At 63.8% G+C, this 23,418-nt stretch carries 25 protein-coding genes; 10 read left to right on the top strand and 15 right to left on the bottom strand.

What is annotated here, in order from left to right:
- Positions 1-30 precede the first annotated feature (30 nt).
- From XH91_RS21750 to XH91_RS21725, 6 genes are all read right to left on the bottom strand, one after another.
- Complete coding sequence (locus XH91_RS21750) at positions 31-1,320, bottom strand: M20/M25/M40 family metallo-hydrolase (RefSeq protein ID WP_128952463.1); 1,290 nt, start codon at positions 1,318-1,320, stop codon at positions 31-33.
- 146 nt (positions 1,321-1,466) lie between these two features.
- Positions 1,467-3,068, bottom strand: a complete 1,602-nt coding sequence (locus XH91_RS21745; RefSeq protein WP_128952462.1) for a TRAP transporter large permease — start codon at positions 3,066-3,068, stop codon at positions 1,467-1,469.
- A complete protein-coding gene (locus XH91_RS21740) occupies positions 3,065-3,604 on the bottom strand; it encodes a TRAP transporter small permease subunit (protein WP_128952461.1) in 540 nt (179 codons plus the stop codon). The genes XH91_RS21745 and XH91_RS21740 overlap by 4 nt, the downstream gene beginning before the upstream one ends.
- A gap of 296 nt (positions 3,605-3,900) precedes the next feature.
- On the bottom strand, positions 3,901-4,935 hold the full coding sequence (moaA, locus tag XH91_RS21735; RefSeq protein ID WP_128952460.1) for a GTP 3',8-cyclase MoaA: 1,035 nt from the start codon (positions 4,933-4,935) through the stop codon (positions 3,901-3,903).
- A gap of 123 nt (positions 4,936-5,058) precedes the next feature.
- Entirely contained in the window at positions 5,059-5,541 is a 483-nt protein-coding gene (locus XH91_RS21730) for a hypothetical protein (protein WP_128952459.1), read from the bottom strand.
- Between the two features lie 133 nt (positions 5,542-5,674).
- On the bottom strand, positions 5,675-6,388 hold the full coding sequence (locus XH91_RS21725) for an HAD-IA family hydrolase (RefSeq protein ID WP_128952458.1): 714 nt from the start codon (positions 6,386-6,388) through the stop codon (positions 5,675-5,677).
- Between the two features lie 166 nt (positions 6,389-6,554).
- Between XH91_RS21725 and rpiA the strand changes: the two genes are divergently transcribed.
- From rpiA to gor, 3 genes are all read left to right on the top strand, one after another.
- The gene (gene rpiA, locus XH91_RS21720; RefSeq protein ID WP_128952457.1) at positions 6,555-7,253 is read left to right on the top strand and encodes a ribose-5-phosphate isomerase RpiA; all 699 of its coding nucleotides are present in this window, start codon (positions 6,555-6,557) and stop codon (positions 7,251-7,253) included.
- A gap of 21 nt (positions 7,254-7,274) precedes the next feature.
- On the top strand, positions 7,275-7,790 hold the full coding sequence (locus tag XH91_RS21715; RefSeq protein WP_128952456.1) for a DUF2059 domain-containing protein: 516 nt from the start codon (positions 7,275-7,277) through the stop codon (positions 7,788-7,790).
- An 81-nt stretch (positions 7,791-7,871) separates the two neighbouring features.
- Positions 7,872-9,260, top strand: a complete 1,389-nt coding sequence (gene gor / locus XH91_RS21710) for a glutathione-disulfide reductase (protein ID WP_128952455.1) — start codon at positions 7,872-7,874, stop codon at positions 9,258-9,260.
- 55 nt (positions 9,261-9,315) lie between these two features.
- Here the strand turns inward: gor and XH91_RS21705 are convergent, their stop codons facing one another.
- The 3 genes from XH91_RS21705 to XH91_RS21695 all read right to left on the bottom strand — a co-directional run bounded on the left by XH91_RS21705 (position 9,316) and on the right by XH91_RS21695 (position 12,913).
- Positions 9,316-10,962, bottom strand: a complete 1,647-nt coding sequence (locus XH91_RS21705; RefSeq protein ID WP_128952454.1) for a porin — start codon at positions 10,960-10,962, stop codon at positions 9,316-9,318.
- Positions 10,963-11,202: 240 nt separating this feature from the next.
- On the bottom strand, positions 11,203-11,670 hold the full coding sequence (locus XH91_RS21700; protein ID WP_128952453.1) for a hypothetical protein: 468 nt from the start codon (positions 11,668-11,670) through the stop codon (positions 11,203-11,205).
- A 103-nt stretch (positions 11,671-11,773) separates the two neighbouring features.
- The gene (locus XH91_RS21695; RefSeq protein WP_128952452.1) at positions 11,774-12,913 is read right to left on the bottom strand and encodes a hypothetical protein; all 1,140 of its coding nucleotides are present in this window, start codon (positions 12,911-12,913) and stop codon (positions 11,774-11,776) included.
- A 354-nt stretch (positions 12,914-13,267) separates the two neighbouring features.
- On the opposite strand from XH91_RS21695, the gene XH91_RS21690 reads away from it, so the two are divergent.
- Positions 13,268-13,576: a hypothetical protein gene (locus XH91_RS21690; RefSeq protein ID WP_245470705.1), complete on the top strand. Its 309-nt coding sequence runs from the start codon at positions 13,268-13,270 to the stop codon at positions 13,574-13,576.
- Between the two features lie 19 nt (positions 13,577-13,595).
- On the opposite strand, the gene XH91_RS21685 is transcribed toward XH91_RS21690, so the two are convergent.
- From XH91_RS21685 to XH91_RS21670, 4 genes are all read right to left on the bottom strand, one after another.
- Positions 13,596-14,825, bottom strand: a complete 1,230-nt coding sequence (locus tag XH91_RS21685) for a carboxylate-amine ligase (RefSeq protein ID WP_128952451.1) — start codon at positions 14,823-14,825, stop codon at positions 13,596-13,598.
- A 141-nt stretch (positions 14,826-14,966) separates the two neighbouring features.
- Positions 14,967-15,596: an FMN-binding negative transcriptional regulator gene (locus tag XH91_RS21680; RefSeq protein WP_128952450.1), complete on the bottom strand. Its 630-nt coding sequence runs from the start codon at positions 15,594-15,596 to the stop codon at positions 14,967-14,969.
- A gap of 109 nt (positions 15,597-15,705) precedes the next feature.
- The gene (locus XH91_RS21675; protein ID WP_128952449.1) at positions 15,706-16,296 is read right to left on the bottom strand and encodes a redoxin domain-containing protein; all 591 of its coding nucleotides are present in this window, start codon (positions 16,294-16,296) and stop codon (positions 15,706-15,708) included.
- A gap of 16 nt (positions 16,297-16,312) precedes the next feature.
- Entirely contained in the window at positions 16,313-18,064 is a 1,752-nt protein-coding gene (locus tag XH91_RS21670; protein ID WP_128952448.1) for an MOSC and FAD-binding oxidoreductase domain-containing protein, read from the bottom strand.
- 184 nt (positions 18,065-18,248) lie between these two features.
- On the opposite strand from XH91_RS21670, the gene XH91_RS21665 reads away from it, so the two are divergent.
- The 5 genes from XH91_RS21665 to XH91_RS21645 all read left to right on the top strand — a co-directional run bounded on the left by XH91_RS21665 (position 18,249) and on the right by XH91_RS21645 (position 21,088).
- On the top strand, positions 18,249-18,629 hold the full coding sequence (locus XH91_RS21665; RefSeq protein WP_128952447.1) for a nuclear transport factor 2 family protein: 381 nt from the start codon (positions 18,249-18,251) through the stop codon (positions 18,627-18,629).
- 396 nt (positions 18,630-19,025) lie between these two features.
- On the top strand, positions 19,026-19,472 hold the full coding sequence (locus XH91_RS21660; protein ID WP_128952446.1) for a TerB family tellurite resistance protein: 447 nt from the start codon (positions 19,026-19,028) through the stop codon (positions 19,470-19,472).
- 2 nt (positions 19,473-19,474) lie between these two features.
- A complete protein-coding gene (locus XH91_RS21655; protein WP_164933725.1) occupies positions 19,475-19,837 on the top strand; it encodes a hypothetical protein in 363 nt (120 codons plus the stop codon).
- Complete coding sequence (locus XH91_RS21650) at positions 19,834-20,472, top strand: TerC family protein (protein ID WP_128952444.1); 639 nt, start codon at positions 19,834-19,836, stop codon at positions 20,470-20,472. Before XH91_RS21655 ends, XH91_RS21650 begins: the two co-directional genes overlap by 4 nt.
- A 43-nt stretch (positions 20,473-20,515) precedes the next feature.
- Positions 20,516-21,088: a TIGR00645 family protein gene (locus XH91_RS21645; protein ID WP_128952443.1), complete on the top strand. Its 573-nt coding sequence runs from the start codon at positions 20,516-20,518 to the stop codon at positions 21,086-21,088.
- A gap of 18 nt (positions 21,089-21,106) precedes the next feature.
- On the opposite strand, the gene XH91_RS21640 is transcribed toward XH91_RS21645, so the two are convergent.
- The gene (locus XH91_RS21640; RefSeq protein ID WP_128952442.1) at positions 21,107-21,955 is read right to left on the bottom strand and encodes a helix-turn-helix domain-containing protein; all 849 of its coding nucleotides are present in this window, start codon (positions 21,953-21,955) and stop codon (positions 21,107-21,109) included.
- On the opposite strand from XH91_RS21640, the gene XH91_RS21635 reads away from it, so the two are divergent.
- Entirely contained in the window at positions 21,947-23,101 is a 1,155-nt protein-coding gene (locus XH91_RS21635) for an IS4 family transposase (RefSeq protein WP_128950217.1), read from the top strand. The two genes, XH91_RS21640 and XH91_RS21635, sit on opposite strands and share 9 nt — an antisense overlap.
- Here XH91_RS21635 and XH91_RS21630 read toward each other — a convergent pair.
- Positions 23,087-23,335, bottom strand: coding sequence for a hypothetical protein (locus XH91_RS21630; protein ID WP_245477165.1), 249 nt, complete (start codon positions 23,333-23,335; stop codon positions 23,087-23,089). The genes XH91_RS21635 and XH91_RS21630 overlap by 15 nt on opposite strands.
- Between the last annotated feature and the right edge of the window lie 83 nt (positions 23,336-23,418).

Here is a 23,418-nt window from a genome sequence, read left to right as displayed (position 1 = left end):
CCACAGGGGGAGAAGGAAGAACGCTGACGGCTATTTCAGCTTGCCGGTCGACAGATCCATGATCATGCGCGTCGTCAGGTAAAGGCGCGGCACGATGCTGTCGAGCTTGACATATTCCGCATCGTTGGAATGCGCGCCGAAGCCCGACAGGCCCATGCCTTCGACCACGGCACCGCTGGTCTTGAGCGCGGCAAAGGCGGCGTCGGTGCCGCCGCCGGTCGCCTTCTCGGCGACGTTCATGGACATTCCAAGCTCCTGATAGATCGTCTTGGCATAGGCCGCCACGCGGCGCGAGGCGTCGTTGGCCTCGAGCGGCGGGCGGCGCACTTCGAATTTCATCGCGACCTTGGAGTCCGGCAGCAGCCGATCCCTAATCTTCTCCTGGAGGGTCTTCTCCAGTTCGTCGAAATCGGCGACCTTGAGCGCGCGCGCATCGGCCTGGGCCGTGGCTTGGGCCGGGATCACGTTGCGGTTGGTTCCGGCCTTCGCGACGGTCCAGTTCAGCTTCAGGCCCTGCTCGGGCTTCGACAGATCCTTCATCTGCAGCAGCTGGTGCGAGAGCTCGTAGAGCGCGTTGATGCCGCCCTCGGGCCTGGCGCCGGCATGCGACGACTTGCCTGTCACGGTCAGATAGGCCGAACCGATGCCGCTGGTTGCGAGTCGGACCGAGCCATCGGTGCCGCCGCCTTCGAACGAAAAGACGACGTCCTGGTCGGAGGCGAATTTGGTGATGGTGCTGCGCCAGCCGGGCGAAGAAATCTCCTCGTCGCTATTGGTGAGCACCGTGAGCGTGCCGTAATCCCTAAAGTTCAGCTTCTGCAGCATCGCGACGGTGTGGAGAATGAGCGCGACGCCCTGCTTGTCGTCGGCGATGCCCAGGCCATAGGCCTTGTCGCCGTCGATGCGGAACGGCTGGTCCTTCAGCATGCCCTTCAGATAGACGGTGTCCATGTGGGCGATCAGCATGATCTTCTTGGTGCCGGTGCCCTTGAAGGTGGCGTGCACGGCAGGTCCGATCTTCTCGGGCGTGTCGTCGAGCCGATAGATGTCGGTGGGTTGCAGGATCTCCACCTCGCCGCCGAGCTGCTTGAGCTGGTCGGCGACGCGCCCTGCGATCACGTTGAGGCCCTCGATGTCCCGGCTGCCGGTTTCGATGTTGACGAGATCGCGCAGGGTGTCGAGCAGCGGTTGCTGCTCCTTCTGCGCCAGCGCCTGGAGGTCGGCCATCGCCTCGGCATGCGCCAGTCCCGCGGCACAGGCGAGCCACAGCGAGGCGATCAGAGAACCGGCGAGCGAGGGAGCAGAGTGCAATCGGGGCATGCGCAGCGTTCCGTGAATTTAGGGAACGTCGGGTATGCCCGCGTTTGCCGCGCGTGTCACTCTCAGTTGAATACGCTGAGGCAACCCCTCATCCGGCGCTTCGCGCCACCTTCTCCCACAGGGGGAGAAGGAAGAAAGCGTGGCCGCTACTTCTGCGGCGGGCCGAGATCCAATGGCGGCAGGTCGATCTGCGGCACCTCGATCTTGACCTTGTCGAGGTCGACATTGACAGGCTTGTCCAGCAGGCCCGTCACCGTGATCGGGAAGGCGATCACGATCAGCACCATGATCATCTGCAGGCCGATCCAGGGCATTGCGCCCCAATAGATGTCCGAGCTCTTCACTTCCTTCGGCGCGACGCCGCGCAGGTAGAACAGCGCGAAGCCGAACGGCGGATGCAGGAACGAGGTCTGCATGTTGACGCAGAGCATGACGCCGAACCAGATCAGCGCCGGTCCGTCGCCGACGACGGGCCCCAGGATCTTCTGCGCGATCGGCGCGATCATCGGCAGGATGATGAAGGCGATCTCGAAGAAGTCGAGGAAGAAGGCCAGGAAGAAGATGAAGAGGTTGATGAAGATCAGGAAGCCCCAGACGCCGCCGGGCAGCGAGGTCAGCATGTGCTCGAGCCAGACGCCGCCGGAGACGCCGAGGAACACCACCGAGAAGCAGGTCGAGCCGATCAGGATGAACGTGACCATGCAGGTGATGCGCATGGTGGTCTCGTAGCCCTGCTTGATCAGGTCGCGCAGGTCGGGGATGCGGGCGGCCTGGATGCAGATCCAGGCGACCGCGAGATAGGTCACGGCGAAGGCGAGCTTGAAGATCAGGTTCTCGGTGAACAGCATCGCGATGATGGTGCCGATGCCGGCGGCGATCACGCCGATGACCAGCACCTTGCGGTCGGTCGAGGTGAAATCCTTGTGGTGGATCGCGGCGAGCACGATGGCACCGACCGCGCCCATGGCGCCGGCTTCGGTCGGCGTCGCAAGGCCCATCATCATGGTGCCGAGCACGACGAAGATCAGCACGGCTGAGGGGATGATGCCCATCAGGCACTTCTTCCACAGCGCCCAGCCGGTCAGCGTGCGCGCTTCCTTCGGCACCGGCGGCACGTGGTCGGGCTTGATCAGGCCGAGCACGAAAGTGTAGCCGGCGAACAGCAGGATCTGGAACACCGAGGGGCCCCAGGCGCCGAGATACATGTCGCCGACCGACTTGCCGAGCTGATCGGCGAGCACGATCAGCACCAGCGAGGGCGGCACCAGCTGCGTGATGGTGCCGGAAGCCGCCAGCACGCCGGTGATGTAGCGCATGTTGTAGCCGTAGCGGATCATCACCGGCATCGAGATCAGCGCCATGGCGATGACCTGCGCCGCCACCGTGCCGGTGATGGCGCCGAGGATGAAGCCGACGATGATGACGGAATAGCCGAGGCCGCCGCGGATCGGGCCGAACAGCTGGCCCATCGAGTCCAGCATGTCCTCCGCAAGTCCACATCTTTCTAATATCGCGCCCATGAAGGTGAAGAACGGGATCGCGAGCAGCAGCTCGTTGGAGAGCACGCTGCCGAACACACGGCCGGGGATCGCCTGCAGGAAGTTGAGGTCGAAGAATCCGAGATGGATGGCGAGGAAGCCGAAGGAGAGGCCGACCGCGGCAAGCGTGAACGCGACGGGGAAGCCGAGCAGCATCGCCAGAACCAGACCGCCGAACATCATCGGCGGCATCATTTCCAGCGTAATCATTGGGTCGGCCTCTCGTACTTGGCGTCGATCGTCACATAGCCCTGGAGAGCCGCGATACGCTTGATGACTTCGGAAACACCCTGCAGCGCCAGCATCACGAAGCCGGCGGGGATCACGAACTTGATGGGCCAGCGGACCAGGCCGCCGGCATTGCCCGACATCTCGCCGACGTCATAGGCCTGCATGAAGAACGGCCAGGACAGATAGGCGAGCAGGAGACAGGAAGGGATCAGGAAGAACAGCGTGCCGATCAGGTCGAGCCAGAGCTGGCCGCGTTCGGACAGGGTCAGATAGAAGATCTCGACCCGCACATGCTCGTTGCGCTTGAAGGTGTAGGACGATCCGAACATCACCAGGATCGCGAACATGTACCATTGCAGCTCCAGCCAGCCGTTGGACGAGTAGCTGAAGGCGTAGCGGATCATGGCGTTGGCCGCGCTGACCAAGCACGCGAAGAGCACGAGCAGGTTACAGACGTACCCAATCTTTTCATTGAGGGCGTCGATGGCGTTGCTCATCGCCAGCAATGGACGCATTTTACCTTCTCTCCGTCGCGGCCTAACACTTCACGGGAGGCTTCAGCACGCAACGCCTGGCCGGCGTGCGACAAGCACGCGACCACACGGATCGCAGTCCGAAAGCGATTGCGGCGTCAGTCCTCCCCTCGTGCCTTGCCGTCTTGACCGCGACCGCCAAAGGGGCGGGCCGGCTTATGGCTGCCGGGCAAGCAAAGGCGGTCGCACCAAATCAGCGGCGCTGGGTGCCGTCAATCGGAAAATGGGCAAATTGACGACCAGTCAAAAGGTTAAGGCGACAGACGCGCGGCGAATCCTCAGCCGCCGGTGACGCTCATATGCCTGGAGACGCTGGGGCGGTCGTGGCGGCGGTCGATGATGAAATCGTGGCCCTTGGGCTTCAGCCCGATGGCGCGGTCGATGCTCGCTGCAAGCAGGGTGTCGTCGCTGGATGCACGCAGAGGTTTGCGCAAATCGGACGCGTCCTCGTGGCCGAGGCAGGTGTGCAGCGTGCCGGTGCAGGTGATGCGCACGCGGTTGCAGGATTCACAGAAATTATGGGTCATCGGCGTGATGAAGCCGAGCTTGCCGCCGGTCTCGGCGACGCTGGCATAGCGCGCCGGCCCGCCGGTGCTCTCGGCCAGATCCGTCAGCGTGAATTGCTGGGCGAGCCGCGCGCGCACCAGCGAGAGCGGCAGATATTGGTCGATGCGGCCGGAGCCGATCTCGCCCATCGGCATCACCTCGATCAGGGTCAGCCCCATGTTCTTGCCGTGGGCCCAGCGCATCAGATCGGGGAGCTCGTCCTCGTTGAGGTTCTTCAGCGCGACCGCGTTGATCTTCACGGCAAGCCCCGCAGCGCGCGCCGCTTCGATTCCCTCCAGCACCTTGTCGATCTCGCCCCAGCGCGTGATCTCACGAAATTTCTTGGGATCGAGCGTGTCGAGCGAGACGTTGATGCGGCGGACGCCGCAATCGGCAAGCTCCTGCGCATGTTTTGCCAGTTGCGTGCCGTTGGTGGTCAGCGTGAGCTCGCCGAGCGCGCCGCTCACCAGGTGGCGCGACAGCGAGCGGACCAGCGTCATTACGTTGCGACGGACCAGCGGCTCGCCGCCGGTGAGTCGCAGCTTCTTCACGCCCTTGGCGATGAAGGCCGAGCAGAGCCGGTCGAGCTCCTCCAGGGTCAGCAGGTCGGCCTTGGGCAGGAACGTCATGTCTTCCGACATGCAATAGAAGCAGCGCAAATCGCAGCGATCGGTGACGGAGACGCGCAAGTAAGAGATGGTGCGACCGAACGGATCGGTCATTGGACTCGACAGTGCGGCGAGGGGACTCGCAGGGGATCCGTTCATACCAAATGCCTTGCCAAATGCCTTGTCACTGATGGCGACGAGCGCACCTTTGCTTCAGCGGTGCGCTCGGAAGCCAATCTAAGCATGGTATGCCACAAGGACAATCGTGCACTGCACGGAAGATCAGCGCTTGCCCGCGTTCGGATCGGGGAATGCCGAGCCTGCAGCAGGCGCTGCCGCGTCGGCCGGTGCATCAGCCGGTGCGGCTGCGGCAGGTTTCGGCTTCTTCGGCCGGTGAGGCTTTTTCTTCACCGGCTTGGGCGGCACGGCCGGCTGGAGTTCCGCGAACACCGGATTTGGATCGGTGGTGGCGGTCCCGGCCGTCATCAGGCTGCCGGGAGTCTTGATCACGTTCACGGGCACGCTCGCCGGCTGGTACTTGGGCAGCGCGAAAGCGACCGTGAACGGGCCGTCGGGTGCAGGAACCGAGACCGAGCAGGGGGTCTTGCAGCCCGGCCCGAGCGAGGTACTGGCGTCCGCGCCGGGCGGATTGGACTCAAGCCGGACCTGTACGGTCGGCGGCGCCGACTTGAACATATCCCAAGATACAGAGGAGCAGCCACCAAGGCTCGCTCCCGCTAACGCAATCGCGATGACACGACGCATGACCATCCACTTTTACTGCGACGAACCGCCACATAACCCCGTGCGGACCTTAGGAGCGTCGTTCCGGGCAAGCAACCGGCGGACCGTGCATAGTTAATAGATGGTTAATGCGGGGTTCCGCGGGACAATCGGGCTATCTCAGCGCCTTGCCTGCCGCCTGGGGGACCATCAGGCTATCGGCGGCGGCCGGCAGGTCACGCATGTGATGGATCAGGCGGTCCGGCTTCAGGTCGGCGATGGGCACATCCGTATAGCCGAAGCTGACCCCGATGACGGGCACCCCGGCGCGCCTGGCCACCCCGACATCGGTTCCGGCGTCCCCGACCATGATGCTGGCTTTGACCTCACCGCCCGCCCGCGCCACGGTCTCGCGGAAAATGGTCGGATCCGGCTTCTGGACGCCGAACGTGTCCGCACCGCAGATCGCTGCGAAGCGGCGGCTCAAATCGAGCTGGTCCAAAAGCCGCTTGGACAGCCATTCCAGCTTGTTGGTGCAGACCGCAAGCCGGTGGCCCTGCGCGGCGAACAGGTCGAGCGCGTCAAGTAGCCCCTCGAAGGGGCGGGATTCGACCGCAATATGGTCGGCGTAATAGGCGATGAAATCGGTCGTCAACCGGTCCATGTCGGCAGGCGTGACCGTCCGGCCCTCGGCCTCCAGGCCCCGCTCGATCAGCTTCCGGGCGCCGGCGCCGATCATGTTGCGGGCCGAGGCCATCGGCACCGGCGGCAGGCCTTCACGCTCCAGCACGTGGTTCAGTGCGGTGATCAGGTCGGGCGCCGTATCCACGAGCGTGCCGTCGAGATCGAAGACGAGGGTGTAAGGGCCGGTCTTGTCTGGGGAGGTCATGCAAAAAGCGCTATCGGTCCGCCCGGGCCGGCGCAAGGGGCAGGGCCATAAGATCAGCTTATAGGTCGGTTTCCGGGCCCTGTTCTCGCGGGGAAAACGAGGCTACATAGGCCGCCGCAAGCGACTCTATCCGCGGCACACCTGACTTTGAGAGGCGGGCGCAAACGTGAATATGGACCAGTTGAAGCGGCAGGCTGCGGCGCGCGCGCTGGACGAGGTGCGCGACGGGATGCAGCTCGGGCTCGGGACCGGCTCGACGGCCAAGCATTTCGTCGAGCTGCTGGGAGAGCGCGTCGCCGCCGGGCTCAATGTGATCGGTGTGCCGACCTCGGAGGCAACCCGCGCCGACGCAGAGCGCTGTGGCGTGCCGTTGACCACGCTCGACGAGATCGACCATCTCGACATCACCGTCGACGGCGCCGACGAAATCGATCCCCAGCTCAATCTGATCAAGGGCGGCGGCGGGGCATTGCTGCGCGAGAAAATCGTGGCGGCCGCTTCGGATCGCATGATCGTGATTGCCGACGACACCAAATGGGTGCCGACGCTCGGTCGCTTTCCGCTGCCGGTCGAGGTGATCCCGTTTGGGCTCGGGGCGACCCGCCGCGCCATCGAGAAGGCATTTGTAGAATGCGGCGTTTCCGGGCAAATGGCGGTCCGCAAGGCCAAAGATGGCCACGTTTTCGTCACTGATGGCGGCCACTGGATCGTCGATGCCCAGCTCGGACGCATTGCCGATCCGGCGAGCCTCGCCAAGGCGCTGAGCGCGATCCCCGGCGTGGTCGAGCATGGGTTGTTCATCGGCTTGGCCAGCTCGGCTGTTTTGGCGGGTGGCGAGGGAATCCGCGTGATTGAACGGCGATAAGCCGCCGAAAGGAGACTAGGAATGAAGAGCGCTTTGAAGATCGTGCCCGCTGCGTGCCTCGCCCTCGTGCTGGCGCTGGGGGCAGCACCTGCGACCGCGCAACAGCAGCCGGCGGCCCCCTCTCCGGGGGCGATCGCTGCTGCGAAGGAGATTTTGCAGCTGAAGAATGCCAGCGCGATGTACGCCGGCGCCGTGCCGGGCATGGTGGAGAAGGTCAAGACCACCCTGATCGGGCAGAACCTCAACTACCAGAAGGATCTCAACGAGCTCGCCCCTGTTATCGCCAAGCAGCTCGCGGGCCGCGAGTCCGAGATTGGCGACGGCATGGTGGGGGTCTATGCCGGCGAGTTCACCGAGCAGGAGCTGAAGGACCTCGTCACGTTCTACAAGTCGCCGCTCGGCCAGAAGCTGCTCACCAATGAACCCAAGGCCATCAGCCTCAGCATGCAGGTCATGAACGACTGGGCGCGGAACTTCTCCGAGGTCGTCGCGAGCGCCTTCCGCACCGAGATGCGCAAGCGTGGCAAGGAAATCTGACCGTACCTATTTGAGAGGATAGCGATCAGAAATCCCTCGAGCGCAGCGCCGCGCTTCGGGTTGAAGGGGTCGGAGGGGACAATGGCTGAATTCGACGTCGACCTCTTTGTCATCGGTGGCGGTTCGGGCGGCGTGCGCGCCGCCCGCATCGCGGCCGGGTACGGCGCCCGCGTGATGATCGCGGAAGAGTACCGCATGGGCGGCACCTGCGTGATCCGCGGCTGTGTGCCGAAGAAGCTGTTCGTGATCGGCTCGCATGTTCGTCACGACCTCGAGGATGCCGCCGGCTTCGGCTGGACCGTTCCGGCAGCACACTTCGACTGGCCGACGCTGATCGCCAACAAGGACAAGGAGATCGCGCGGCTCGAAGCGGCCTACACGGCCAATGTGGAGAAGTCGGGCGCGCAGATCGTCAAGAGCCGCGCCGTGATCGAGGACAAGCACACTGTCCGCCTGCTCACGGACGACAAGAAGATCACCGCAAGATACATCCTGATCGCCACCGGCGGTGCGCCCAATCACGGGGTCGCGATTCCAGGCATCGAGCATGTGATCTCCTCGAATGAGGCTTTTCACCTCAAGAAGCTGCCGAAGCGGATCGTGATCCAGGGTGGCGGCTATATCGCGCTGGAGTTCGCCGGCATCTTCAACGGTTTCGGCTCCGACGTCACCGTGATCTATCGCGGTGACAACATTCTGCGTGGCTTCGACGAAGACGTGCGCGCCCATGTCCGCAGCGAGATGGAAAAGCAGGGCATCACCATTCTCACCGGCTGCACGGTGACGAAGGTCGATCGTCATGGCGAGGAATTCACCACGCATTTGTCGAATGGATCGAGCGTTGCCTCTGACCAGGTCATGTTCGCGATCGGCCGCCATCCCAATGTGGCCAATCTCGGCCTCGACAAGGCCGGCGTCGCCATCAACCCGAAGAACGGCGGCATTGCTGTCGATCATTTCTCCAGGAGTTCGGTCGAGAGCATCTTTGCGATCGGCGACGTCACCCATCGCTTCAACCTGACGCCGGTCGCGATCCGCGAGGGCCATGCCTTCGCCGACACCGTGTTTGGCAAGCGCGAGGTGCAGGTCGACCATTCCAACATCCCGACTGCGGTGTTCTCGCAGCCGGAAGTCGGCACCGTCGGTCTGACCGAAACCGAGGCGCGCGCGCAGTTCAGTCACGTCGACATCTACAAGACGACGTTCCGCCCGATCAAGGCGACAATGTCGGGTCGCGACACGCGCGTGCTGATGAAGCTCGTGGTCGACGGTTCGACCGATCGGGTGCTCGGCTGCCACATCGTGGGTGATTGCGCCGCCGAGGTGACGCAAGCCGTCGCGATCGCCGTGAAGATGAAAGCGACCAAGGCCGATTTCGACGCAACCATCGCGCTGCATCCAACCGCGGCCGAGGAGCTCGTGACGATGCGCACGCCGACCGCGCGCCACGTGCGCCAGGCGGCAGAGTAGGGCGGACAAAGGACGGGGAGCCGCGACGGGCTCCCCGCTGTCGTCTTTCTTCTGCTCAGAAGTCGAACGTCATGCCTGTCGTGACCGCTTCGGCCTTGTTGCCGGCAATGACGTTGTTGTTGGCATCGCGTCCGCACACGCCGTAGCCATGTCCGCTGACACCCAGGCAGTAATGCGCGCCCGGGCCGTTGCGCAGATAGCTGCCCACCATGTACCAGCTCACGAACGGGCTGAAGTGATACTTCACGCCCACTGCGTACTGGTCGGCACTGGAGTCGACGGTATTGAGCGCGAAGTCGGCGGCACCAGCCGGAGCGGAGACCGCGACGCCGGGGGTGGGATAGGCGTTGAGGACGCCCGTGCCCGGCGAGCCCGGCGAGGCATTGGCGTGAGCCCAGGATGCACTGAGGTCCCATTTTTCGACGGACTGGGTCGCGCTGAGGAAGTAGCCGTCGCGCGATCGCTCGTTGAAGGCGGCGACCGTGTGCTCGCGGCGCATGATCTCGTAGATGCCGTAGAGCTGCAGGCTGCCGATCATGTCGTTGAACTTGTAGCCCGCGCCGACCTTTGCGGCCCACTCGTTGGCGATGCCGACCGCTCCGGTCGGCACGGTGAGAACGCCGCCATTGCTGAGCGGTGTCACGGCCTCGTCGCCGGTTCGGTTGGTGCCCTCGTGGAACTCGTAGGCGGCGACGCCGGTGAACCCGCTCTTGTTGTAGGTCAGCGATGCGCTGTAGAGGTTGCCGTACGAGCCGTCAGTGCAGCCCTCCGGCGCCGACGTGAGCGGGAAGCCTGAACCGCTGCCGCGTGACGAGGTGGCCGGGCAGTTGAAATCGCCGAGCGCGTAGTCGCTGTTGTCCTTGGCAGTGTTCTGTCCCGGCGAGACCATGATTGTGGCCTGGAAGCCGTTCCACACCGGCGATTCATACCAGATTGCATGCGCGGCGCGCCAATCGAACTCGGCGCGGAGATCGCCGCCGGTGTTGCCCATGATCGAGTTGTAGTCGCCGAGCGTGGCCGAGAACGGATCGAACTTCGCCGTCGCCTTCTTGTAGGGCGTGTCGGCCTTGCCGGCCTTGATCGTGCCCCACGGGCTCTCCATGCCGAGGAAGCTGTCGCGAGTGCCGAACGCTGCGCGTTCGGTCGGAACGGCCGCGACCTCCACGAGCGACTCGAACTGCGCGATGGCCGCCCAACCGGGATAGCCATAGGGATCGAGGTTGTGCCGCGCGCGAATGCCGAAATAGGTGAGGTTGCTGGCGACACCGAACTTCGTGCCCTGGTCGTAGACGCCGGGATTGAAGATGTCACCGGACAGATCGACGTGGCCGTAGAGCGTCACGGTGGTGTTGTCGATGAAGGGATTGCTTCCCGGCGCCTTGCTGTAGAGCGGAGCGCCGCCGATGCTGACGACGGTGTGCTCGGGCGCCGCGGGGGCCGGCGACGGTGCCACCGCCGCATGCAGAACCGGGTTGCCCTTCGGCGAACCCGGCGCGACGGCCGTCGCGGCGGTCCTCGGCTCGCTGATGTGATTGACGCGTTCGCGCAGCTGCGCGTTTTCCTTCGCAAGCTTGGCATTGCTGCGCTCGAGCGCATCGAGGCGGGCAACCACGTCATCTATGGTTGCGGCTTTCAGTGGATGGCTAATTGTAGTTGCACAGAGGGCCGCGAAGCCTGTGCCGAGCAGAAAGGCCTTCCTCATTGGTTTCCCCTTTATCGCCGCGGACTCTCAGATGGGTCCGGGATAAAGCGGAAGTTAATGTATGCCAGATGCCATATACAACGCGATTGCTGCGATGTTGCTCGCTTTCCGGCCGCGTGTGTCTGAAGGGCAACTATTCTTCGCAAAACGTGTCGCGCGGCGATCTGCCGCATTGCGATGGAGGCAGGCGGTTTCGCGCTAAAAGCCTAGTGAATTCGAGGGCTTGCCCTGCGCCCAGCTTCAATCGCTCCACGGCGTTTCGCCGCGGGCGAGACGGTCGGCAATGTCGGTCTGGAACAGCGGCGGACCGAACGCGAACCACTCCTCGCCGATTTGGTACACCAGCAGCCGCCTGTTCTCGGCGCAAAACTGCGTCAGCCAGTCCAGCGCTTTCTTCTTTGGTTGGTCGCCGACCGGCACCGCGACGTCGACCGGCAGGCCGCGCCAGACAAAATTGGCAGCGAGCATGATCATGCTGGATTGGTCCGGCCGCATCCAATCCGGCAGCGGGCTCGACGCGACCAGCCAGCCGCAGACAAATTCGCGGCAGGGATGCTGCGGGCGGTCAGCATAGATCGAGCATTGATGTGCAACGCTGAACGGGCACGGCTGCCCTTTGCCCACCTTGTGGCCGCGGACCTCGATCTGCAGCCAGCCATCGCAGCAGGCGGTGCAGCTTCCGCAGGTTCTGGTGACGGCAGGGCTCACGGGTGAAGCTGGTGCTCCAGGCAAATTCGATCGCCTATGAACTACCAGCACCATTCGCGAAGGGGCAAGAGCGGCAGCGGGCGCGTTGACACTGCGCTCGCGCCTAGCCGTACAGATAGCCGACCGGTTTGCCTTCGGTGCGCAGCGGACGAATGTCCCTGTGCGTGATGATCTGGCTGGCAAGGCCATCGATCTCGTCGCGCTGCGTCGGTGTCCAGCTGCGAAGATCGTTGATGCCCTTGAGAAGACCGAGCCGAAGCACCTGGGTGTTTTCGCCGACGCCGATCAGGCCGATCGAATCCTTGCCCGATGTGACCACATCACCGGCAGAGAGCTCGAAGCGCTCGCCATCCTTCTTCTTGAACTCGGCCGTGCCGCGAATGACGCGATAGATCACGACCTCGCCCTTGGCAAAGCACGTTGCATCGGCGGCGGCAGACGTGCTCTTCGGCAGGAGTGCGTGCCCATGCGGATCGGTTGCGATGACATGGCCGGTCACGAGATGACCGCTCGGAGCCTCGATCCCGATATCGCGCACGTAAACCTGCTGCGCCGATTTGACCGAACCGTCGGTGAGCGGCTTGTAGAGCGCATCCAGCGCGAGGGGATCCTGGAGCCAGAAGCCGGCGTCAGCGGGACGATCATGCAACGGATGGCTCCAGGCCACGCGCGGCGTTTCGTCTTCATTGATCTTATCAGGTCCGACGATGGTCGGGTTCGGGAAGGTCGTGGGATCGGTGATGAAGGCTTCGAGGAATTTGCCGGAATAGCCCATCGAGATCGGGTCCGGCACGACGGTCTGCGGCGTCTTCAAATTCTCTTCGGTCGATAGCCCCGACCAGGTGTAGAAGAGCTGGCGGTGCACGATCGCGCTTTGCAGCATCACCGCGCCGGGGCCGACATTGTACCAGCGTCCGTCATAGTCGAAGGTGAATGCGCCGGAGGTCACCAGCACGAGCTGAAAGCCGCCGGGCGGCAGATGCAGATGGAAATCCGTGGGGCCGGTGTCGGGACGATAGATCGGCAGGTTGGTCGCGACTTCATGGAGCAGGAAGGTCTCGTTGTTGGCGTGAAAGCCTTCGCTGGCGCGATTGTAGAGCGCTTGCGGACGGTAGGTCGCTTCGAATTTTGCATTCTTGTCGCGATCGATCGCAACGAAGTCCTTGACGTTGAGGCGGAGCGGCGCGCCGTTCGGATGGGTGAGGCCTGATGTCTTGAGATCGCCCGCAGCATGCACGTTCATGACGTTCTCCGCTCTGCGCCATTGCCAAGCTTGCAATGTCATTGCGAATTTTGGGCCAGTCGGTTGGCCGGGCAGCAAGCACGCCTGGCGCTGCCATGCGGAGGGCCCGATCAGGAAAAAATTCGGTGATTGCACCGGAGGTTAGATCGGCAGTCGACGTCGATCGCGCCAGGCGTCGCGAGGGCGTCGCGATTGCCGGGCAGCGGCGTCACGTGTCTAATTTGTCAGCAAGAATCTCAGCGCACGTGCAGCGGCGCCGTCGGCGGATCGCGCGTGACACCGCAATCGGCGCAGGCTGCAATTGACATCTTGTTCATGTTTTGTTCTTATGCTGCGACCGAGATGGAGGCAGCCATGGACAACCGCATCAACGACATCCGCAGAACCATCAGAGCGCTCCGCGTCAGCATGCGCGAGGCTGAGGCGATCATGCACGAACAGATCAACCGCGATGAGGATTGCAGCTTCGTGGCGCAGGAAGTCATCAAGATGCGCTCGGTCATGAGCCTGCTGGTGAAGGAGCGGACTGCGCTCGGCGATTTCGAGCCGATCGTCGTGAGCAGCTTCTTCATTCCGCGGCGCAGGTCGGCACGAAAGCTCGCTGCGGCACAGGCCCCCACCGTCGAGTCCGTGTTCCGTCCACGCCTGGTGGCGCGCGCTTGAGGCAAAGGGCGCTCGAGCGCTACGACGGCGCTTGAGCGCTGCGCCCGACCGGCGCGCTCGTTCCCGAGATTGTCGATGTCGCGATCCATCGTGACACGGCCGCGAGATCATCGCCGTTGTCGCGATAGGCACGAAGCTGGAATTCCGCCGAGCTGCCGCGGTCGACAATGGTGCGGCAGTGCTCGATGTCGGCGGCGCAGCCCAATGCGTCGGCGTCCTCGGCGGTGTCGTCGATGATTCGCGCGAGCATCTCCGAGATCGTCACCGGACCGTCCCTGGATGCAAAGATGCAGTCGGTGCCGTAGCGCTGGGCGCGCCATTTGTTCTCGACCGCAATCGCGCGTTCGACCGCATTGACCTGCTTCGACAGATGCGGCCGCAGATAGAGATGCCGCGTCAGGCAACGATACAGCGAGGCGATGGCGACGGCGTCGTCGACGAGGGTGCAGGTGTCGGGCGCACGGAGCTCCAGTGTCGGATGCTTCATCGACGGCCGCATCGCCCACCAGATGTGGCTCTCGTCCGGGATCACGCCGGAGCGCTGCAATGCGCCGACATAATCGTCATACTCACGCTTGCTCTCGAACAGCTCGGGCAGGCCGGTGCGCGGCAGTTCGGAATAGGCCGCGAGCCGGTAGCCTTTCAGTCCCGTCTTGTGCGAATTCCAGAACGGGGAGGAGGCCGACAGCGCAATGAACAGCGGCAGATGCGGCAGCATCGCCCGCATCACCGCCATCCGCTTCTCGGGATCCGGCAGTTGAACATGCACGTGCATGCCGCACATCATGTTGCGGTGGCCGATGCTGCGCAGATCCTCGATCATCTCCTCGTAGCGCGGCTTCGGGCTCGGCTGCGACATGCGCCAGACGGCGGTGGGGTGCGTGCCGCAGGCCATGATGACAAAGCCATATTGCGCGGCGACGTTGCCGACCTCGCGGCGCAGGAATCTCAGCTCTTCCCGTGCGTCATTGACGTCGACGTGGACGTTGGTGGCGATCTCGAGCTGGGATTGCAGCATCTCGCGCATGGCCTGGCCGCCGGTCGACCAGTTCGCCGATTCGAACAACTCGTTCGGGGTCTGGATCGCGACCTCGAGGGTGCGGCGATCGGCGAGGAAATACTCCTCCTCGATGCCGAATGAATAGTCCGCCGCCTTGCCGCGGCCGCCGGCGGAGCGAATGACGAGATGCTGCTTGTCGTCTGAGGAATCGAGGCGCAGCAATTTCAAGACATCCGATGCAATTGTCATCATGCCACCCGGCGACGGTACCACCTGCGGGCGATAATCCGTCGGACCGAGACGGGTTCCGCCTCGGGGACCCCCGAAATTGCGAGGCCGGACGGAACAATTCGGTCGTTCCCTCCGGGACGCGCAATGGGCGCCATCGGCTCAGGTCGGGAGCGGGATCAGGGGCGCGACCTCACGATCATCGGCGTTGTCGCTCGCCGCGAGGCCCCGTGCGACACCGATGCGATCGGCCTCCGGCCGGTTCTGGCTCATCTTGCGTTTGCCTTCGAACCGCACCACGGGGATGCGCAGCCCGACGATCCCGCGCAACTGCGCGGCGATGAAATCGGCGGGCGCGTCACTGACGGCCCAGGGCTTTGGGCGCGCGCCTTCGTGCTTGCCCGTCAGCCGCGTCACGACCTCGAGCAGGCGCTCCGGCTCCTGGAAGAATTCCACCGGGCCGTAGGCATGGACGGCAACGTAGTTCCAGGTCGGCACGACCTTCTCGGTCTCCTGCTTGGTCGCGTACCAGGACGGCGTCACATAGGCGTCGGGACCCGAGAAGATCGCGAGCGCATCGCCGATCGGCGGCAACTTCCATTGCGGATTGGCTTTCGCGACATGCCCATACAGCACGCCGCGCTCGCCTTCGCTCTCGTCGAGGAGAAGCGGCAACGGTGTCGCGACCGGACCCTCCGCGGTGGCCGTGACGAGGCTCGCGAGGCGGGCGGCGCGAATGGTTGCGCGGATGCTCTCGATGTCGTCGTCCCTGAAAGCCGGGGGGATGTACATGGCGTGTCTCCGTTCTTGGTACGGAGATAGCCGGAATCCGGCCTTTCATAAATGGCCAGACGTTGGCGATTCCATCAGGCCAGATCGGCAATCGCCTGCGCCCCTGGCCCTATTCGCCGAGCGTTTCGGCGTAAGTCTTGCCGTAGGGATAGAAATGCTCTTTGCGGCCCTGGTCCCACTGCGCCCTGAGTCCAGGCGCTGTGATGTCCCAATCCGGACGACATCTCATGCTGACGGCTCTGAGATCGCCGCGTAATTCTTCGACGGTCGGCCGACCGAAGAACCAGTAGCCGTTATAGACTTTGTGAATGCGCAAGCCGGGCTCCAGCACGACGACATGCGGAATCATCGGATTGTGGACGGGATCGGTGTATTCGGCGATGTCGAGATCCTTCTGCACGATCCGCCTGGGATCCGACAGGAAGGGCCAATGCGCTGCGGCGCCGGTTCGGTATTCGTTGGTCTGGATGATGGTATCGGTGGTGATGGTGACGAGCCGGCAATAGCCCACCTCCATCTCGCGATGGAGCTGCACCAGCCCTTCGGTCTGGCGACGGTCCTTCGGACAATATCCGCCGCGACCGAGCACGACGATCATCGGATCGATGCCTTGCAGCTCGGAAAGCTTGCGGTGCTTGCCAATATGGTCGCTGAGCTCGTAGTCCGGAAAGGTTGCTCCCGGTACCATGTCTGACCGCATGAGGTTCTCCTCTGTCTTAGAGATCGATCACGATGTCGCTGACCGGCCGGGCGCAGCAGATCAGGACGTTTCCGTCCGCCGGTGCGTCGAGCGGATTGGGCTGATAGCCGATGTCACCGGCAATGAGCCCGCTCTCGCAGTTGTGGCAGACCCCCGTCCGGCAGGACCAGCGCACGGGGACGTCGCAGGTCTCGGCCAGTTCGAGCAGGCTCGCATAGGACGGTCCCCAGCGGACATTGAGGCCGCTGCGGGCGAAGGACACCACCGGCCCGGGGCCCGGCGCTCCCGCCAGCACATGCGGGGGGATCTTCGTTGCCGACGTCGCGATGCCGGGCGTCAGCGACGGTCCAGCGCCGAACAACTCGGTGTGGATACGATCGGGCGCGACGCCCCAAGCGCGGAGCCCCGAGGTGAGGTCGCTCATGAAGGTGGCCGGTCCGCACAGATAGAAGTCGCCGTCTCGCGGCAAATCGAGTTGCCGGAGCAGGGCGGCATCCAGACGTCCGACGCTGTCGAAATCGATTCCCAGCCGATCGCCGGGGTCGGGCCTGCTGTAACGGACGTGGCCGTGATGGTGAGGAAGTCCGGTCAGGAGTTCGCGCACCTCGGCGCCGAAAGCATGCTCGCGGCCGTTGCGGGTGCCGTGCAGCCACCAAATATCTCGTTGGGATTCTTCTGTTGCGAGCGCGTGGAGCATGGCGAGCACCGGCGTCACGCCAATGCCGGCGCTCAGCAGGACCACGGGCCGCGTGTCCTGTCGCAGCGTAAAACTGCCGCGGGGCGCACCGAGCTGCACGACGTCGCCGGGCTGGAGCTCGTCGGCGACGTATGCGCTGGCCATGCCGTGCGGCTCCCGTTTGATGCTGACGCGATAGGACGCCGCATCGATGTTGCTCGACAGCGAATAGCTGCGCGTCATCGCCGGCGTGCCGGAGGGCCCGAGCCTGATGATGACGAACTGACCGGGCAGAGCCGCCGCCCCGGCACGTCCATCCGCAGGTTCGAGGACCAACGACGTCACGTCGTCGGTTTCGAAGATCTTGCGCACGACGCGAAATGGCCGGAAGCCGCGCCACGCCGGTGCCGGGTTCGCCGCCGGGCCGAGCCCGGCATTGCCGGCTGCCGCATTCTGGCCAAGCAATGCCTCGAAGGAATGACGCCAGCCACGGCTCAGCGCCGGAATCTTCAGCGCGCATTCGAGCCTGTCACGCGGGTGAGGGGGCAGGTAAAGCAGCGCGTTGATCTCGGACACGCTCATGCTTTCCGGTCCGCGCGCGACCTGGATGATCTCGTCGCCGGCCCCGACGTCACCTTCCTCGATCACGCGACAATAGAAGCCGGGCCGGCCGTGCTTGACCAGCAGGGCGGCCATGTCGGGCTCCTGCATGCGAATGCCGAGCCGGTAGCACGTGACGCGCGGCTGCGTCACTTCGAGCAGGGCAGAGCCGATCCTGAAGCGATCTCCGATGCAGACGTCGCTGTCGACGAGGCCTTCGACCGTGAAGTTCTCGCCGAATTGACCGGGGACGAGGTTCGCGCGCCCGAGATGCTCTTGCCAGAAACGATAGGACTCGTCCTGATAGACGTACACGGCGCGCTGCTCGCCGCCGTGACCCGCGGCATCGCCTTGGCCATCGCCGTCGATGTTGAGCTTCCGCACCCTGCGCCGGCCCTCGATGGGAGTCTTCCAGATGCCGGTATGCACCGTCCTGCCTTGCCAGACGACGTCGCGGGGCAGGCCGACATTGACGGACAGCAAGCGTGCCATTTGTGTTCCCCGGGGTGACCAGAGCGGCGCGTCGACCCGGCGGATTCCCGATCGAGGCAGTGGCAATCTGCATCCGGATCGCGGCCTTGGCACGTTAGGCTTTGTTAGACTTTGCGAGCTGGTCTTGCCGCCGGCCGCCTGCACGCTGATTTAAAGACAGGAAACCACAAGGCGGGAGATCGCGATGGATGACATGGCCACACGCGCGGCGCTGCAGCGTCATTGGGACGCTTCGGACGCGAATGATTTCGAGGCAGAACATGACATCTATCGCGAGGATGCCGTGCTCGACTATCCGCAGTCCGGCGAACGCATCCGCGGACGGCGGAATATTCAGCAGAGCCGTTTCGTGCAGCCGAACCAGAAGCGCTTCACGGTGCGGCGGATCATCGGCGGCGGCGATCTCTGGGTGAGCGAGTTCGTCCTGACCTATGACGGGGTGCCGTCCTACGTGGTCAGCATCATGGAATTCCGTGACGGATTGGTGGCGCACGAAACGCAATATTTCGGCGATCGGTTCGATCCGTCACCAACGCGTGCGCATCTCGTGGAGCGGGCAAGGTAGACGCGCGAACACTCCGCTGTGATTCCCCGCGAAGGCGGGGAAGCCAGTACGCCGCGACTCCTCGATTCCAGCTGCGCCGCTTCTGGAATACTGGATCGCCCGCCTGCGCGTGCGATGACGGTAATGAATATGACAACGCGGAACTGATCTGCGGCTGCTGGTCGCAGTCGTGTCGCCTTGATTCCGATCCATGCATCTTTATGTCTGAAGCGAACAAGAATCCGGGCCCCTCTGGCGAGGCCGCTGATCGTCTCAGCAAAACCTCGCGATGTCGGATGACCTGTCCCGCGCGAATGCGATGGATCGGCCGATTGTCGGGCCTTCTTGAGTTCCCTCCGGCCCAATCGTCCCCATCGCAAGCTCCGCGCGGCCAATTCGCAAGAATGAGGAGCGACGATGTCCGACGTCAATACGTCCACCCTGATCGAGATCACCGAACCGTCACGTTTCAACGAGCAGGCTGCGGTGGCGCTGGTGATATCAGGCGCGCTCGTTGCCGTCGCCGACCGGCGCGTCTCGCCGGTCGAGCGCGACGAGGTGATCCGCTTCATCAGGGAGCGCGGCCTGGCGCCTGGCATCGCCGACGATCGTTTGTCGTCCATGTTCGACGAGCTCGCCGAACGGCTCGAGGAGCCCGACTTCGCCAATGTCGTCATCGAAACTTTGCGCCCGGTCGCGGACCTGCCGCTGTCGTCCCATCTCATCGAGTTGTCGGAGCGCGTCGCGGCGGCGGACGAAGACGTGCATCCGCACGAAGTGCAGGCGATCAAGCTGTTGCGCCTGCTGACGCTGGTGCTGCCGCGCGCGAAGCCGGTCGGGGCCAGCGCGGCCGCAAAGAGGTGATCATGAGCGCAGCTTCGGACGAGCAGGGGACGAAATTCGAGGGCGCCGGCGGCAGGCCTGCGGGTGGCGACCCGCGGCTCGACGCGCTCGTCCATCGGCTGCCGCCGCGCCTTGCCGGCGCGGTCGGCTACCTCCTGCAGCCGTCCAGCCGCTGGGTCCGGATTCCCTCGGGCGCGCTGCTCGTCGTCGGTGGCGTGCTGTCCTTCCTGCCTGTGCTCGGCATCTGGATGCTGCCGCTGGGCCTCGCGCTGCTCGCCGAGGACGTGCCGGCGCTGCGCGCGTCGCGCTCGAAGGTCTTCGATTGGATCGAGCGCCGCAAGCCGCACTGGCTGGATCCATCCGCTCCCAAAAATGATGAGACATGACTGAATTCATCACGGCCGACGCGCTGACCGCGCTGCTGCAGGTCGTTCTGATCGACCTCGTGCTCGCCGGCGACAATGCTGTCGTCATCGGTCTTGCCGCGGCAGGCCTTCCGCCCGATCAGCGCCGCCGCGCCATCGTCGTCGGCATCATCGTGGCCACCGGCTTGCGCATCGTCTTTGCCGGGGTCGCGACCCAGCTCCTGCAAGTGATCGGCCTGCTGCTGGCCGGTGGCGTGCTGTTGCTGTGGGTGTGCTGGAAGATGTGGCGCGAGCTGCGCGAGCAGGCCGCGCAATCCAGCCAATTCGCGTTCAGCCATGGCGGCGGCGCGGCCGGCGCGGCTTTGCCCCGGAAAACGTTCGGGCAGGCGGCGATGCAGATCGTCGCCGCCGACGTCTCGATGTCGCTCGACAATGTGCTCGCGGTCGCGGGTGCGGCGCGCGAGCATCCCTACATCCTGGCCTTCGGCCTGCTTCTGTCGGTCGCGCTGATGGGCGTTGCCGCCGATCTGCTCGGCCGCGTGCTGCAGACGCAGCGCTGGATCGCCTATGTCGGCCTCGCCATCATCGTCTACGTCGCCGCCGAAATGATCTATCGCGGCTCGCTCGAGCTCGCACCTGTCATCGCGAGCCTTTAAGTCCCGCCTTCGTCTTTCTGTCTTCATCTTCCTGGAGTGATCGATGTCGTCTGAATCCAAAGCACCTTTGGCGAACCCGCCGGTCGGCCTGTTTCCGCGGCTGATCTTCGGCTCGCGCTGGCTGCAATTGCCGCTCTATGTCGGCCTCATCGTCGCGCAGGCGGTCTATGTCCTGCTGTTCCTGAAGGAGCTCTGGCACCTGGTCGCGCACTCGTTCGACGCCAGCGAGCAACAGATCATGCTCGTCGTGCTCGGGCTGATCGACGTCGTCATGATCTCCAACCTGCTCGTCATGGTGATCGTCGGCGGCTACGAGACCTTCGTCTCGCGCCTGAACCTGCGCGGCCATCCCGACGAGCCGGAATGGCTGAGCCACGTCAATGCCAGCGTGCTCAAGATCAAGCTGGCCATGGCAATCGTCGGCATCTCCTCGATTTCGCTGCTCAGGACTTTCATCGAGGCCGGCAATCTCGGCACCACGCGCAGCAATTTCACCGAGACCGGCGTGATGTGGCAGGTGCTGATCCACCTGACCTTCATCGTCTCCGCGATCGGCATCGCCTGGGTCGATCGTCTCAGCGAGAACGGGCATCGCAAGGAGAACGGTCACGCGTGATGACGTGAGCGGGCCTGATCAGAGACGCCGGCTCCGCGCCAGCGTCTCGGAGGGCATCTCGCCGAACGCCACGCGATAGCCGCGCGAAAAATCGCCGAGGTGCCAGAAGCCGTTGCCGAGCGCTGCGGCCTTGACGCTCAAGCCGGAGAAGCCGGACATGAGCTGAACGCGGGTGGACCACAGCCGCTTGAGCCGCAGATAATGGTGCAAGCTCACGCCGTGCACCGCATGTGTTGCGGTCTGGAGGGTGCGCACCGAGATGTTGAGCGCGGCGGCGAGGTCTTCGCTGTAGAGCGGGCGGCTGCCGAATGTCGCCGCGATTTCGTCGAGCTGCGCGATCAGTTTGCGGTGCTTGTCGAACGACCCCGGGCGTGCGCGGAGACTATCGGACGTCACCAGTGTGTCGTCGAGGCAGGCGAGCAGCGTCTCCTGGATCGGCCGGTTGAGCATGGCGAACTCCCTGGGGTCGTCGAGGCTGGAGGCCAGGTTGAACATGCTCGTGATCGCGCTTCGCAGCCGTGTCATGGCCGCGTCTTGTGGGCGGTAGTACGTGAGGCCGCTGGTGTAGTCAGCCCAGCCGCGATGGCGCATTTCAGAGTTGAAGCGCATCATCAGGAAAGTATTGGTGCCGTATGCGAGGGAATCGATCGGGACCTTGCCGCGCACGACGTTCACCATGGAGCTGTCGATCTCATGGCCGTTGGTGATTGCGTGAAACGAGAACGGGACCGTGAGGCCGATGCCCTGGTCGGTGCCACGGGTGTCCGGTTCGATTGTTGTGGACAGGGTGCATGACGGGGATTCTTCTGTGTTTCGAGCGCTTCGCACACGTTCGAGACACGGAAGGAAGTCCACGCCATGCGGCATCAGAATAGCGTATTTCACAGTCTAACGAAGCAAATCCCTTGGTCTAAGTTCGAACAGGTCGTGGAGAAGTACGGGGCCGATCGATTGGTGCGCAAGTTGACGACGAAGCGCCACTTTATTGCACTGCTGTATGGGCAATTGAGCGGCTCGACGAGCCTGCGGGAGATCGTGACTGGGATGGCAAGCCACGAGACGCGGCTTTATCACGTGGGGGCGGCGCCGGTGAAGCGCTCGACGATGTCGGACGCCAACTCGCAGCGACCTTGGCAGGTGTTCAGCGAGCTGTTCGCACAGATGCTGCCGCAGGCGCATCGCGGGCTGCGGCGGGCAACCGCGGATGCGGTCCGCCTGATTGATTCTACCAGTATTAGGCTCTCCAGCCTGAGCGAGAGCTGGGCGACATTTTCGGCCGATGTGTTCGGGGCCAAGGCGCATATCGTCTACGATCCGAATGCCGATCGGCCGGTTTACTTTGCGGTGACGCCAGCCAACGTCAACGACATCACGGCTGCGAAGGCCATGCCGATTGAGCTGGGCGCAACCTACGTCTACGACCTCGGTTACTACGATTATGGCTGGTGGGCGAAGCTCGATGAGGCCGGCTGCCGCTTCGTGACGCGGTTGAAGAAGAACACTCCGCTCGACGTGATAAGGGAGAACCACGTCTCCAAGAACAGCAATATTGTGAGCGACCGGATCGGTCACTTGCCGGCCCGCCTCGCCAACAGCCGCAAGAATCCGCTGCAAGTTCCGGTCAGGGAGATCTGCGTCGTCATTGAGAGCGGCAAGCAGTTGCGTATCGTGACCAATGATCTCGACGCGTCGGCAGAAGAGATCGCCGAGCTCTACAAACAGCGCTGGCAGATCGAATTGTTCTTCCGCTGGGTCAAGCAGACGCTTCGAATCAGGCATTTTATCGGCGTCTCCGAGAACGCAGTCCGCATTCAGATCGCCATCGCCCTGATCGCGTTTCTCCTCCTGCGCATGGCCCAGCTCGCTCAAAAAGCGGTACACAGTCCCCTCGAATTTGCCCGGCTCGTCCGCACCAATCTCATGCACAGACGTCCGATCAACAACTTGCTCGAACCTCTGCAGTCCGTCCCTATCAACCAAAACCAGTTGAACCTTGGACTATACTTCCAATGAACCGGACACCCGTGGGTCGGTGCCGACCTCGGCCTCGAAACGGCGAGCGAAGGCGCGCTGGAGCACGAACAGCCCGTCCTGGAGCGGCAGGATGGCGCGCGACAGCGAGACCTCGTGCGGGCGCAGCGGCGTGCTGACGCCCAGACCGAGGACGTCATTGGCGCGAAACTCGTCGAAATCCGAAAAGCGCTCGATGCGGAGGATGCGCGAAGCTGTGAGCTGACGAACCGGCATGTCTGAATACCAAGCGGTGCCAGGAGGAGTGCGAATAATGCGCGGAAGGTATCAGGTGGCAGGCCCTTGGCCCTATTCCGTAA

The organism is Bradyrhizobium guangzhouense (assembly GCF_004114955.1).
Classification (GTDB): Bacteria; Pseudomonadota; Alphaproteobacteria; order Rhizobiales; family Xanthobacteraceae; genus Bradyrhizobium; species Bradyrhizobium guangzhouense.
The sequence above is the reverse complement of the archived record's forward strand: the minus strand, read 5'-3'. Positions and strand labels throughout refer to the sequence as shown.